Source organism: Clostridioides sp. LIBA-7678 (assembly GCF_056716065.1).
This window is the reverse complement of sequence record NZ_CP196987.1, coordinates 2,854,757-2,868,360: the sequence shown is the minus strand read 5'-3', so window position 1 is coordinate 2,868,360 and position 13,604 is coordinate 2,854,757. Positions and strand designations below refer to the sequence as shown.

Annotated in this window: 17 protein-coding genes; 15 read left to right on the top strand and 2 right to left on the bottom strand. The window is 28.2% G+C overall.

Translation table 11 applies throughout. From position 1 onward, the window contains the following. Nucleotides 1-172: 172 nt before the first annotated feature. A complete protein-coding gene (locus ACTG46_RS13640) occupies nt 173-940 on the bottom strand; it encodes a PucR family transcriptional regulator (RefSeq protein ID WP_479923009.1) in 768 nt (255 codons plus the stop codon). Between the two features lie 29 nt (nt 941-969). Beyond that, on the bottom strand, nt 970-2,079 hold the full coding sequence (locus ACTG46_RS13635; protein ID WP_479923008.1) for an ABC transporter ATP-binding protein: 1,110 nt from the start codon (nt 2,077-2,079) through the stop codon (nt 970-972). A 353-nt stretch (nt 2,080-2,432) separates the two neighbouring features. On the opposite strand from ACTG46_RS13635, the gene prmA reads away from it, so the two are divergent. From prmA to era, 15 genes are all read left to right on the top strand, one after another. Next, complete coding sequence (gene prmA / locus ACTG46_RS13630) at nt 2,433-3,380, top strand: 50S ribosomal protein L11 methyltransferase (RefSeq protein ID WP_054277181.1); 948 nt, start codon at nt 2,433-2,435, stop codon at nt 3,378-3,380. A gap of 18 nt (nt 3,381-3,398) precedes the next feature. After that, nucleotides 3,399-4,157 carry an RsmE family RNA methyltransferase gene (locus ACTG46_RS13625; protein WP_479923007.1) on the top strand — a complete coding sequence of 253 codons (759 nt, stop codon included), beginning with the start codon at nt 3,399-3,401 and terminating at the stop codon, nt 4,155-4,157. A 1-nt stretch (nt 4,158) separates the two neighbouring features. Then, nucleotides 4,159-5,457: a tRNA (N(6)-L-threonylcarbamoyladenosine(37)-C(2))-methylthiotransferase MtaB gene (gene mtaB, locus ACTG46_RS13620; RefSeq protein ID WP_479923006.1), complete on the top strand. Its 1,299-nt coding sequence runs from the start codon at nt 4,159-4,161 to the stop codon at nt 5,455-5,457. 42 nt (nt 5,458-5,499) lie between these two features. Beyond that, nucleotides 5,500-5,850: a histidine triad nucleotide-binding protein gene (locus tag ACTG46_RS13615; RefSeq protein WP_054271054.1), complete on the top strand. Its 351-nt coding sequence runs from the start codon at nt 5,500-5,502 to the stop codon at nt 5,848-5,850. A gap of 162 nt (nt 5,851-6,012) precedes the next feature. Next, on the top strand, nt 6,013-6,192 hold the full coding sequence (rpsU, locus tag ACTG46_RS13610) for a 30S ribosomal protein S21 (RefSeq protein ID WP_003416618.1): 180 nt from the start codon (nt 6,013-6,015) through the stop codon (nt 6,190-6,192). A 29-nt stretch (nt 6,193-6,221) separates the two neighbouring features. Then, a complete protein-coding gene (locus tag ACTG46_RS13605) occupies nt 6,222-6,665 on the top strand; it encodes a GatB/YqeY domain-containing protein (protein ID WP_054271053.1) in 444 nt (147 codons plus the stop codon). A gap of 110 nt (nt 6,666-6,775) precedes the next feature. Continuing rightward, entirely contained in the window at nt 6,776-7,273 is a 498-nt protein-coding gene (locus ACTG46_RS13600) for a TspO/MBR family protein (RefSeq protein ID WP_054271052.1), read from the top strand. Between the two features lie 192 nt (nt 7,274-7,465). Further along, nucleotides 7,466-8,029, top strand: coding sequence for a ribosome hibernation-promoting factor, HPF/YfiA family (gene hpf / locus ACTG46_RS13595; RefSeq protein ID WP_054271051.1), 564 nt, complete (start codon nt 7,466-7,468; stop codon nt 8,027-8,029). 215 nt (nt 8,030-8,244) lie between these two features. Further along, a complete protein-coding gene (locus tag ACTG46_RS13590) occupies nt 8,245-8,481 on the top strand; it encodes a YabP/YqfC family sporulation protein (protein WP_021385288.1) in 237 nt (78 codons plus the stop codon). A 12-nt stretch (nt 8,482-8,493) separates the two neighbouring features. Further along, a complete protein-coding gene (gene yqfD / locus ACTG46_RS13585) occupies nt 8,494-9,834 on the top strand; it encodes a sporulation protein YqfD (RefSeq protein ID WP_054271050.1) in 1,341 nt (446 codons plus the stop codon). 37 nt (nt 9,835-9,871) lie between these two features. Beyond that, complete coding sequence (locus ACTG46_RS13580; protein WP_054271049.1) at nt 9,872-10,888, top strand: PhoH family protein; 1,017 nt, start codon at nt 9,872-9,874, stop codon at nt 10,886-10,888. Between the two features lie 56 nt (nt 10,889-10,944). After that, complete coding sequence (ybeY, locus tag ACTG46_RS13575) at nt 10,945-11,406, top strand: rRNA maturation RNase YbeY (protein WP_479923005.1); 462 nt, start codon at nt 10,945-10,947, stop codon at nt 11,404-11,406. 5 nt (nt 11,407-11,411) lie between these two features. Then, nucleotides 11,412-12,131 (top strand): diacylglycerol kinase, encoded by a 720-nt coding sequence (locus ACTG46_RS13570; protein ID WP_021385290.1) that lies wholly within the window; start codon nt 11,412-11,414, stop codon nt 12,129-12,131. 118 nt (nt 12,132-12,249) lie between these two features. Next, on the top strand, nt 12,250-12,651 hold the full coding sequence (locus tag ACTG46_RS13565) for a cytidine deaminase (protein ID WP_054271048.1): 402 nt from the start codon (nt 12,250-12,252) through the stop codon (nt 12,649-12,651). 56 nt (nt 12,652-12,707) lie between these two features. Next, nucleotides 12,708-13,601 carry a GTPase Era gene (era, locus tag ACTG46_RS13560; RefSeq protein ID WP_227832377.1) on the top strand — a complete coding sequence of 298 codons (894 nt, stop codon included), beginning with the start codon at nt 12,708-12,710 and terminating at the stop codon, nt 13,599-13,601. Nucleotides 13,602-13,604: the final 3 nt, after the last annotated feature.

Sequence of the window (13,604 nt, the reverse complement as noted above, 5' to 3'; positions counted from 1 at the left end):
TAATAAGTCTAGTGTTTTACACACTTGAAAATATTGTTTGTAAAACATGAGTGATTGATATTTATAAACTTCAAGCTTTTAAATAAAGAATACTTAATAAGTATACAATATTATAAATTAAAATTAAGCAGAACTTTGAACTAATGTTTTGGAGTTCTGCTTAATTTAGTACTTAAATTTTTTTATATAGAAAATAAGATTTGACACTCAGATAAAAAATCATTGCATTTTCAAAATTTTTCAAATCAAATCCAAGTATCTCATTGATTTTTTCCAACCTATATACCAGTGTGTTTCTATGTAAAAACATACTAGTAGATGTCTTAGAGATATTTAAATCATTACTTATAAACTTTATTCCTGTATATAGAAGTTCTTCATCAATAGATTTAATCTTATTAAAGTCTATTAATTTATTGAGTATATTATCTTTATTAATCAAATCAAAAGTTTTATATCTAATGAGGTCAAATAAATTTAAAAATTTATTTTCAGCGTTATCTTTTACAATATAAGGCAGTAAGTCAGAACATAATTGTAATCTAAAATTAAAATCGGATTTATTATCTAACTCACCAAGATAAAAAATATAGGTACTTTGATAAGTTTCAGTTTCAATTATATTTTGTGTAGTTATATTAATATCTAAGTTGTATTTAGAATTTATAATAAAAAAACCATTGTGTTGTATTATATTTATATTATCATATAAGTTATAAAAAATATTTTTTAGATATTCAAAATCTATATGAGACTGATAAATTAAATAAAAGTTACCTTTTAGATTGTCGAGATTATTTTCAACTAGAAAATCAACAACATAAATAGTATTGTTGAAAGTAATTAAATTGCTATTAGAACTTAAACTTTGATTTTCATACGGATAGATATTTATTTTTTTATTAAGTTGTCTTTCTAAAAAACTTTTTAAATCTTCCATAAAGTCTCCTTAAAAATAAGATTATATTCTTATCTTATAGCTAAAGTAGTTTCTTTGTCAAATATGTGTATTCTACTGCTATCAACTGAAAGTGTTAAGTCATCACCAACATTAATTCTGTTTTTACTATCAAATCTAATTGTTATCGCATTTTCACCTAATTTTAAGTGAGCATAAGTTTCTGCTCCCATAAGTTCTTTTATTTCAATCTTTGATTTAAAACAAGTATCTGGGTTGGATTTAATAAAAGTATCTTCTACATGAATGTCTTCTGGTCTGATACCTATAACGACTTCATTATTAATATAATTGTCTTTTATTAAATTGTAGTGTTTTTCCTTATTCAATTTAAGTTTAATATTTTCATTTTGTGCATAGATTTCATTGTTCTCCTCTATTAATATTACATCAATAAAATTCATCTGTGGTGCTCCAATAAATCCTGCAACAAATATATTAGCTGGATAATCATATACATCTTGTGGAGTTGCAATTTGTTGAACTACTCCATCTTTCATTACAACGATTCTATCGGCCATAGTCATAGCCTCAACTTGGTCATGTGTTACATAGATAAATGTAGTTCCAAGCTGTTGGTGAAGTTTAGTTATCTCTGTTCTCATGGCAGTTCTAAGTTTTGCATCTAAGTTGGATAGGGGTTCATCCATTAAGAATACCTTAGGATTTCTAACTATTGCACGCCCTAATGCAACCCTTTGTCTCTGTCCTCCAGATAATGTTTTAGGTTTTTTATTTAAAAGAGGCGTTAAATCTAATATTTTAGCAGCTTCTTTAACTTTTTTGTCTATCTCATCTTTTGATAATTTTCTAAGTTTAAGTGCAAATGCCATATTTTCATAAACTGATAAGTGAGGATATAAAGCATAGTTTTGAAAAACCATAGCTATATCTCTATCTTTTGGTTCTATATCATTGACTAGTTTATCTCCAATGTATAATTCTCCTTCAGAGATTTCTTCAAGACCAGCAATCATTCTAAGTGTGGTTGATTTACCACAACCAGATGGACCTACTAAAACGATAAATTCTTTATCATTGATATCTATATTTATATTTTTTACTGCATTAAATCCATTAGAGTAAAGTTTTGATATATTTTTTAAGATTACTTCAGACATTGTGTTCTCCTTAATATTTAAATTTTAATTATATAGTATCAAATTTTTTTATTCTATTAAATGTGTAAAATAGCCAAACTTTTTTGTTTAATAGTTTAATTACTATTATTTTTACATATAATGTAGATTATTATGTAATCTGTAAAAGAGATTAAAAGTGATATTTATTATTTTTTTAATAAAATTTAATAATATATGGTTTCTAAATTACTGTTTATATACTTAGCTTGGTAAAAATTGAAAAGTATATGTAATTAAGATATTACTATTAAAAATTTATAAAACAAAAAAGTATGATATAATAAAAGTTATGGAAAAACAGGAAGATTACTATAAAGAAGAGAGGTAAACTTATGAATAATTGGATAGAAGTAACTATAAAAACAACAACAGAAGCAGTTGAACCTATAACAAATATACTATATGAACAAGGAGCTGGTGGGGCTGTAATAGAAGACCCAAAAGACTTTCTATTTCAGAAGAAAAATGAATTAGATTGGGACTATGTTGAAGAAGAAGTATTTAAAAAGAATGAAGAAGATGATGTACTTATAAAAACTTACGTTTCAGAAGAAAAAAATGTGATGGAATTTGTCGAAATAATAAAGCAAAAAGTTTTAGGTCTAAAAGATTTTGGTATAGATATAGGTGAAGGAAGTGTATCATTAGACCAAGTAAATGAAGCTGATTGGGCAAATGCATGGAAGGCATATTACAAACCAACAAAAGTAGGACAAAGAGTAGTAGTAAAACCTACATGGGAAGATTATACTGTGCAAGAAGGGGACTTAATAATAGAGCTTGACCCTGGTATGGCATTTGGTACAGGTACACATGAGACTACTAGTATGTGTATAAGAGAATTAGAAAAATATGTGAACAAAGATTCTAAAGTATTTGATATTGGTTGTGGTAGTGGAATACTTGCAATAGCAGCAGCCAAATTAGGGGCAAAAGAAGTTATAGCTGTAGATTTAGATGAAGTGGCAGTAAAAGTTGCAAAAGAAAATGTGATTGAAAATAAGGTAGAGGAAAATGTATCTGTAATGCATGGTAATTTAACAGATGTAATAAAAGATAAAGCTGATGTAATAGTTGCAAATATAATAGCTGATATAATAAAAATACTTGCAAAAGATGTTCAAAACTTTATGAAAGAAGATGCTATATTCATATCTTCAGGTATAATTCTGGATAAAGTAGAAGAAGTTAAAGAAAGTTTAATTGAAAATGGATTTGAAATAGTTGAAGTTCAAAAACTAGGTGAATGGTCAGCAATAGTTTCTAAGCTTAAAAAATAGAGGGTATGGTGGAGTATAATGGACAGATTTTTTGTTGAAAAAAATAATATAAATCTACAAGATAAAACTTGCACTATAGAAGGTGAAGATGTAAAACATATTTCAAAAGTTTTAAGATGTAAGTTAGGCGAGAAGCTTGAGGTATGTGACAAGAATAATAATGAGTATATTTGTGAGATAACGAATATAGATAAAAGTGTGGTTAATTTAAATATTTTAGAAAAAGTTGATATAAATAGAGAATCAGTACTTAAAATAAGATTATATCAAGGGCTTCCTAAAGCCCCAAAAATGGAGATGATACTTCAAAAGTTAACTGAAGTAGGTGTAGAAGAAATAATATTAGTTCAAACTAAGAGAAGTGTTACTAAAATTGATGACAAAAAAGAAGACAAAAAATTTGAACGTTGGGAAAGAATAATTTATGAAGCAGCAAAGCAAAGTAAAAGAGGTAAAATACCAAAACTAAGAGGTATTTTAAGTTTTAGAGAAGCTTTAGAAGATATGAAGAAAAATAATATAAATATTTGCCCTTATGAAAATGAAAGAACAGTTTCAATAAAAGATGCACTTAAAAAGTGTGATTCTAATATAGAGAGTGTTGGAATTTTTGTAGGTCCTGAAGGTGGATTTTCTGAAGAAGAGATAGAGCAAGTACAACAAGATAATTGTAGTGTTGTATCATTAGGGCCTAGAATATTGAGAACTGAGACAGCTTCTGTTGTAGCATCAACAATAACTTTGTATGAGCTAAGTGATTTAGGAGGAGAAAAATAAATTGAAAAAAGTAGCTTTTTATACACTTGGGTGTAAAGTCAATCAATATGAAACTGAGGCTATGTTAGAGCTATTTGAAAAAGATGGTTATGAACAAGTTAATAGTGAAGAATATGCTGATGTTTATGTTATAAATACATGTACAGTTACTCATATGAGTGATAGAAAATCTCGCCAATATATAAGACGAGTTAAAAAGAAGAATCCAGATGCAATAATAGCCGTGGTGGGATGCTATTCTCAGGTATCTCCAGAGGAAATTTTGGATATAGAAGAAGTAAATTTAGTTATGGGTACAAATGACAGAAGAAAGATTGTTGAAGAAATTAAAAAGATAGATGCAAGTAAGAAAGTTAGTACAGTTGATGATATAATGAAGGTTAAAGCATTTGAAGAAATAGAAATCAGTCAAGCTAACGGAAAGACTAGAGCATTTATGAAAATACAAGATGGATGTGACAGATTTTGTACCTACTGTATAATTCCTTATGCACGAGGACGCGTTAGAAGTAGAGATATTGATAGTATAGTCGATGAAGTGAAAAAATTGGCTAATAATGGCTATAAAGAGGTCGTATTAACAGGAATACATGTTGCCTCTTATGGAAAAGATTTAAAAGATAAGGATATTAAACTTCTTGATGTAATAAAACAAATAAATGAAATAGATAAAATAGAGAGAATTAGACTTAGTTCTGTTGAACCAATCTTATTTACAGATGAATTTGTGAATGAAGTTTTAAAGATGGATAAAGTTTGTCCTCATTACCATTTATCACTTCAAAGTGGATGTGATGAAACTTTAAAAAGAATGAATAGAAGATACACAACTTCAGAGTACAAAACTATTGTAGATAGATTGAGAAGTAAAATGCCAAATGTCGCAATAACTACAGATGTGATAGTAGGATTTCCAGGAGAGACAAACGATGAGTTTAAAGAAACATATGAGTTTTTAAAAGAAATAGAGCTTTCACAAATGCATATTTTTAAATACTCACCAAGAAAAGGGACTCCAGCTGCGACTATGGAAAATCAGGTTGACCCTCAAATGAAACATTTTAGAAGTGAGCAACTTTTAAATTTAAGCAAAGTAAATTTTAATAAATTTGCAAATAAATTTATTGGAAGTGAGTTAGATGTTTTATTTGAACAAAATATAGAAGGCAATAAATTTGAGGGGCTAACATCAAATTATATAAGAGTTGTTGTTGAAAGTGACAAAAATATACAAGGTCAGATATTAAAAGTGAAAATAAATGACGTAAAAGATGAATATGTAGAAGGAATTTTGATATAACATGTAGAAATTATAATATTTATAAGATAGGAGGTGGAAAAAATGGATTGTATTTTTTGTAAAATAGCGAACGGAGAAATACCTTCAACTAAAGTTTATGAAGATGATAGAGTCTTAGCATTTAACGACTTAAACCCAGTTGCTCCATACCATATATTGGTAGTACCTAAAAAACATTACGATAGTGTAATTGATATTCCTGATAAAGAGATGGATATTGTGTCACATATTCATGTTGTTATTAATAAAATAGCTAAGGAGAAAGGTTTTGACCAAACTGGATTCAGAATCATAAATAATTGTGGAAGTGATGGAGGGCAAGAAGTTAAACATTTGCACTATCATATTTTAGCTGGTAAAAAGCTTCCTAATTACGAAGCGGGACAAAACTAAACTAAATTATTGAAAAATTGAGTTCCTTCTTGATAAAAATACTTGATAAAAGTAAAAATTTAGTTTATAATAAACAAAGTGTTAGGTTGTAATGCATATTATGCAAAAAGAACATAGTTACAGTCCCAGCATAATTGCGCTATTGGAGGGAGGGAAAAAGAAATGTCAGAAGTAAGAGTTAGAGAGAATGAAACATTAGACAGCGCTTTAAGAAGATTCAAGCGTCAATGTGCAATGTCTGGCATCATGTCAGAAGTGAGAAAAAGAGAGCACTATGATAAGCCAAGCGTTAAGCGTAAGAAAAAAGCTGAAGCAGCAAGAAGAAAAAACGCTAAGAAATAGTAGTAAATAAGAATAAAGAGGTGAAGGGGATGTCCCTTAAGCAAAAGTTACAAGAGGATTTGAAATCTTCTATGAAAAACAAAGATACAGTGAGAAAATCTGTAGTAACTTTAATAAGAGCTTCCATTAAACAGTATGAGGTTGATAATAGAGTCGAACTTGATGAAGATGGAATTATCGATGTAATAGCAAAGCAATTAAAGCAACGTAGAGATGCATTAGTTGAATTTGAAAAAGCTGGAAGAGAAGACTTAATAAAAGAAACAGAAGCTGAAATTGAAGTTTTAAAAGAGTACCTACCTCAACAATTAAGCGAAGAAGAGTTAGAAGAAATTGTAAAATCTACTATATCTGAAGTAGGAGCAACTTCTATGAAGGATATGGGAAAAATAATGTCAGTTATCCAACCAAAGGTTAAAGGAAGAGCTGATGGAAAACTTATAAATAAGTTGGTAAAACAAAACTTACAATAGATTGATATAGCCTAGAGAGAAATCTCTAGGCTTTTTATATTTTTTGAGAATAACAAGTCATATTTGAGCATATCTATAATCAAAGAAAATTTTGAAAGAAGGGGAAGAATTTGATTATATCAGTAAAGGAAATTAGAAATTTTTTGATAAACATATTGATACCATTAATAATAGGTTATTTAAGTAGTGTTTTAACAATGATTATTAGTGGGACAGATATCTCAACCTACTATTTACAGCTCACAAAGCCAAGCTTTGCACCACCAGCATTTATCTTTCCGATAGTTTGGACTATATTGTACATATTGATGGGTATATCTTCATACTTAATATTAAGAAAGGGTTACAATTTACCTAAAGTAAGAGATGCAATCTTTTATTATGGGTTACAACTTGCATTAAATTTTGTTTGGACTATATTATTTTTTGGATTTGGACTTAGATTTACAGCTTTAGTAGACATAATAATAATGATTTTGGTTTCTGTAATAATGATTTCAAAGTTTTCTAAAATAGATAAGAGAGCTGGATACATAAATTTGGTTTATTTGATGTGGCTTGTTTATGCTGGATTCTTGAATTATTTTATATGGTTTATTAATAAATAGAATGTAAAGATTCTGTAAATTACCCTGTACTTTTAATAATATCATATCAAATAAAAAATGAATAGACTATTAAAAAGAATCATTTTCATATACAATAATATTAATTTAAATATAATAAATTTATCAAAATTGTATTTAAAGATTAACATATTAAAGTATTAGAATTGGAAAGGCTTGAAGGGAGAGGTTTTTATGCAAATAATAGTATCTGGGAGACAAATGAAATTAACTGACGGAATAAAAGGATACGTAGATGGAAAATTAAGTAGGTTAGAAAAATACCTTGATCCTGAATCAGAAGTGAAAGTAACAGTAAGTGCGAAAAAGGATAGACAAAAAGTTGAGGTCACAATAATTCCTATTAGTGGGCAAATAATAAGAGCAGAAGATGTAGAAGATGATTTATATGCAGCAATTGACATTGTTTGTGACAAATTAAGTAGACAAGTTGTCAAGTATAAAACTAAAGTTAAAGACAAAGGTCAAAATAATAAGAGCATAAGATTTGAAAATGTTGACTTTATAGATAACAGCAGTGAATTTAATGATTATGATTATGATGATGAAGAAGATGAAAATATAGTTATAGAAAGAAGAAAGAAATTTAATGTAAAACCTATGAGTTCAGAAGAGGCAATACTTCAAATGGAATTGGTAGGACACAATTTCTATATGTTTAGAAATCAAGATAATTTTGAAATAAACATAGTGTATAAGCGTAAAGCTGGTGGATATGGTTTAATAGAACAAGACTAATAAAAAAATTGTATACATTGTAGATTCTATATAAGAAAAATAAAAAGGTAATCATGTTGATTTTTTATCAATATGATTACCTTTTTATTGTTTAAATAATATATTAATTATTAGGGTATTTATTGTATAAAAATTTTAGAACTAATCTGTTATAACATCAATAAAGTGCATAAATACCTATTTCAAGCATAAAATTAATTAAGGGGGTAATGCTTATGTTAGAAATATCCACTGATTTACAGGTAAATCAACCAGTTGTTACTGTTACAGGTAATACGTTTATTAGTATAGAAAATTATCTATCAATACTTGAGTATGAAGTTGACTTAATAAGAATAAAGACCAAAGTTAAAACGATTAAAATATCTGGTGATAAACTTTCGCTTAAGTATATTACTGATAGTGAGATAGGTATAAAAGGAATTATCTACAATATGGAGTATGTTGATTAGGAGGAGATACACTTGATAAGCTTTATAAGGGGATACTATGTTATAGTTGTGGAAGGAGTAGGACTTGAACAATTTTTAAATCATCTTATAAGAAATGGGATAAGTGTTTACAATGTAACTAGAATAAAAAATACTAAAATTGAGTTTCATATAGATAGACAAGATATAAAAGAATTTAAGAATATTTATAGAGGCAGTAAGTTTGAGATAAAGGTAAAACAAAAAACAGGGGTTCCTTTTATTATTAAAAGAATTTATAAGCACAAAGGTATGTGGATTTGTGCTATTCTCTCTTTATTTTTATTGATGTCTACATCGCAGTTTGTGACAGATGTATATATACAATCTCCTGAAGGTATAAAAAAAGAAGCTCTCAGAAGTGAACTTTACAAGGTTGGAGTAAGGCCAGGAGTTTATAAGAAGAGTATTGATAGAAAAGAAGTTAGAGACCATATGATGTCGAAATTTAATGATGTGGCGTATTTATCTATTAATGTAAAAGGAACAAATATATTTGTTACTGTTACGAAAAAAGCAGAATCCCTAAAATCTACAGACCAATCAAATTATTGTAATGTAATTGCTTTAAAAAATGGTATAATAGAAAAGGTAATCCCTAGAAGTGGTAAATCCGTTATTAAATCTGGAGATATAGTACAAAAGGGAGATGTATTGCTAAATGGAGCTAATACAAAATCAATACCAGAAGTATGGGCAAGTACTTTTTATGAATCTGCCAAGAAGGCAAGTTATGTGGACACTGTAAATAAAAAGACAGGAGAAAAGAAAAACATATACACAATAAGCTTTTATGATAAAGAATTTACAATGAGGAAAAATATAAAATATAAAAATTATGTTGTTGAAAATAAAGAAAAAAAATTAGCAATAGGAGATTATACTTTTCCAATAAAGATAAAGACGAGTACCTTCTATGAAACAAAAAAAGTTGAGGTAAAAAGAAATAAAGAAGAGTTGAAAAAAGAATTATCTGAAAAAGCTTTAAAAGAGTTAGAATACATAATCCCAGCTTCGGCTAGAATAATAGATGTAAAACATAACTTTAAGGTTAATAAAAACATGTTAGAATATTTAATAACAGTTCAAACTAGTGAAAATATTGCTAAAATTTATCCTCTTAGTAAATCAGAAGCAGAAAGATTTATAAAGGAAGAAAGTAAACCAAAAGAAGGAGAAGAGGAAGTTCCTTCTAATCCAGAAAAAAGACCATTAAATGATATAAGAAATGACTTTGATGAAGATACTAAAGATAATAATAAAAATAACTCTAATGAAAATAATAGTAATCAAAATAGTAACAACAGTCAAAATAATAATAGTAACAATAACTAATAAAATTAAACTTAAAACTTGAGGAGGAACAATTCAATTGATAATACAAAAAAAATTTACAATAGCAGATGGGAATTTTGAAAGAGAATTATTTGGAAATTTTGATGAAAATGTAAAATTAATAGAGAAAACTTTAAATATAGATGTGATACTTAGAGAAGGCAATATAATTTTAATTGGAGAAGAAAAAAATGTAGATTCTGCACTAAAGCTTATGAATGAATTGCATCAAACTGTATCAAATGGTAAACATTTAGATAAACAGAGTATTTCTTATTCGTTATCCCTTTTACTTGAAGGTAGTGAACAAAAAATAAAAGAACTTGAGGGAACCATTGTTATAACACAAAGAGGGAAAGCTGTTCAACCTAAAACACTAGGTCAAAAAGAATATATAAAGCTTATAGAAAATAATGATATAACTTTTGGCGTTGGACCTGCTGGAACAGGAAAGACTTACCTTGCAGTAGCTATGGCAGTAAAAGCCTTTAAAAGAGATGAGGTTAGTAGAATTATACTTACAAGACCAGCTGTGGAAGCTGGGGAGAGTCTAGGTTTTTTACCAGGGGATTTAAAGGATAAAGTTGACCCATATTTAAGACCATTATATGATGCATTATTTGAAATGTTAGGTGCTGATAAATTTAATAAATATTTGGAAAGAGGCACTATTGAAGTTGCACCACTTGCTTTTATGAGAGGTAGAACACTTGATAATTCTTTTATAATATTGGATGAAGCTCAAAATACCACTTCAGAGCAAATGAAAATGTTTTTAACTAGATTAGGATTTGGCTCTAAGGCTGTAGTTACAGGTGATATAACACAAACAGATTTACCACAAAATAAGAAAAGTGGTCTAATACAAGCTACAGAGATTCTTAAAGGAGTTCCAGGGATTGGGTCTATAATGTTAACAGATAGAGATGTTGTAAGACATGAGTTAGTACAGAGGATAATAAGAGCTTATGAGAAACATGATAAAAGAGAAGAATTTAAAAAAGAAGAACGCAAAAAAATGAAAATACAGGAAAAGACTTTCAAAAGAAAGTAAAAGTGTAGTAATATAGATGTATAGCATTATTAATGAATAAAAAGTAGGTGTAATTAATGGATTTGATATTAGATGATAGACAAGATAAATTAGAAGTAAATGAAGAGCTAATTGAAAAGATAAAGGATATAATCATAGAATGTTTGGATTATGAAGGATATGATGATAATTATGAGGTGAGTCTTTCTTTTGTAGATAATAAAGAGATTCATGAGTTAAATAGAGAATATAGAGGTGTTGATAGAGCAACTGATGTTTTATCATTTCCTCTTTTAAGTGATGATTTTGAGGATGTTGAGTTAGAAGAAGAATCTCTAGGTGATATAGTAGTGTCTCTTGAAAGAGCTTTAGAACAGAGTATAGAGTATAACCATAGTTTTGAAAGAGAAGTGTGTTTTTTAATATGTCATAGTATGTTTCATCTTTTAGGTTATGACCATGATACAAATGAGAATACAAAGGAAATGAGAGAAAAAGAAGAACATATATTGAATAAGTTAAACATAACAAGGGAGTAGTTTTTATGAAACCAGGAAAAACTCGTCAAGGTATAATTAAAGCTTTTAATGCAGCTATAGAAGGGATATTGTATACATTTAAATTTGAAAGAAATATGAAAATACACTATTTAGGCTCAGTTGCTGTGCTTATAATAAGTTTGTTTTTTAATTTCTCAAAATTAGAAATGATAATGTTATTAATGTCTATATGTTTAGTTGTAGTTGCTGAGATGTTTAATACAGCTATAGAAAAGGCTGTTGATTTAGTGACTGATGAATACCATGTACTTGCTAAGATAGCAAAAGATGTTGCAGCAGGTGGTGTTCTAGTGGCAGCACTAAACTCAGTAGTGGTTGGATATATTTTATTTTATGATAAATTGACAGATATATCTGGGATATTAATTTATAAGATAAGAGAATCAGAATTACATATAACCTTGATATGTATATTATTGGTTCTTATAGCTGTAGTGGTCGTAAAAGCATTGACTTCTACAGGAACACCTCTAAAAGGAGGTATGCCAAGTGGTCATGCTGCATTAGCATTTGCTATAGCAACTGCAATTACACTTATGACTGAAAGAGTAGTTGCGTCTACTCTTGCATATATAATGGCTGTATTAGTTGCCCAAAGTAGGATTGAAGGAAAAATACATACATTTTGGGAAACTATAGCTGGAGCTTTGTTAGGTGTATTAATAGCTATACTAGTGTTTCAGCTTGGAATGTTCTACAATTAAAATAAATGTACATAAAATGTTTAAAATAAAACAAATCTGTGCTAATTAAATTTTTATGATATAATGTAGAGTATTAAATAAAAATAACTTTTAATTATTGTATACAGGAGGAGATGTTGTGGATAACATAGAATTGTTAAAGTTGGCAGAAAATGCCAGGCAACATTCTTATGCTCCTTACTCTGGTTTTAGAGTAGGTGCAGCTCTTTTAACTAAGAGTGGTAAAGTTTATACTGGGTGTAATATTGAATGTGCATCATTAGGTGGAACAAATTGCGCAGAAAGAACAGCTATTTTTAAAGCAATATCAGAAGGAGACAAAGATATATATAAAATAGCTATAGCAAGTGACAACTCAGAAAATAATGAGCAAACATATCCTTGTGGAATATGCAGACAGGTAATTATAGAGTTTGGTTCTGATATAAAAATAATAACAGGATATACTAAAGGAGAGGTTTTTGAGCAGGATATAAAGGATTTGTTGCCAAACTATTTCTCTGGAAATGATTTAAAATAGATTTAAAAAATATAAATAATTAAAACAAGAAGATAAATAAAGTTAGGAGACAGTTAATGTTCAAATCAGGTTTTGTCAGTATAGTAGGGAGACCAAATGTAGGGAAATCTACTTTAATGAATAATGTAGTTGGAGAAAAAATAGCTATAATGAGTGATAAGCCTCAAACTACAAGAAATACAATACAAGCAGTATATACAGATGAAGAGATGCAGATAGTATTTTTAGATACACCAGGCATTCACAAACCAAAAAATAAGTTAGGTGAATTTATGGTGAAGGCAGCAACAGATGCCTTCAAAAATGTAGATTTAATATTATTTGTAGTTGATGATTCTAAAAAAATAGGTCCTGGAGATAGAAAGATAATGGAGGACTTAAGAAGTGTTAAAACACCAATAATTCTAGTTGTAAATAAAATAGATCAACTAGACCAAAAAGATGAGTTATTTGATATAATCAAAATGTATGATAATGAAGGTATTTTTAAAGAAATAGTACCAATATCAGCATTAAAAGGAAAAAACACGAATACCTTAATAAAAGTTATACAAAATTATTTAGAAGAAGGTCCAAAGTATTTTCCAGATTATATGATTACAGACCAACCAGAGAGAGTATTAATAGCAGAACTTATAAGAGAAAAAGTTCTTCACTATCTTAATGATGAAATACCTCATGGTGTAGCTGTTGAAATTGAAAAAATGAAAGCAAGAAATGATAAAGAAATAGTGGATGTATCTGCTGTGATATATTGTGAAAGAGATTCACATAAAGGAATAATAATAGGAAAGAATGGTAGGAAACTAAAAGGAATAGGAAAATCAGCAAGACAAGATATAGAATTACTTTTAGGGTCACAAATAAATCTTCAATTATGGGTTAAGGTTAAAGAAAATTGGAGAAATTTACAAAATTATATAAATAATTTTGGATATAATGATAAATAAAGG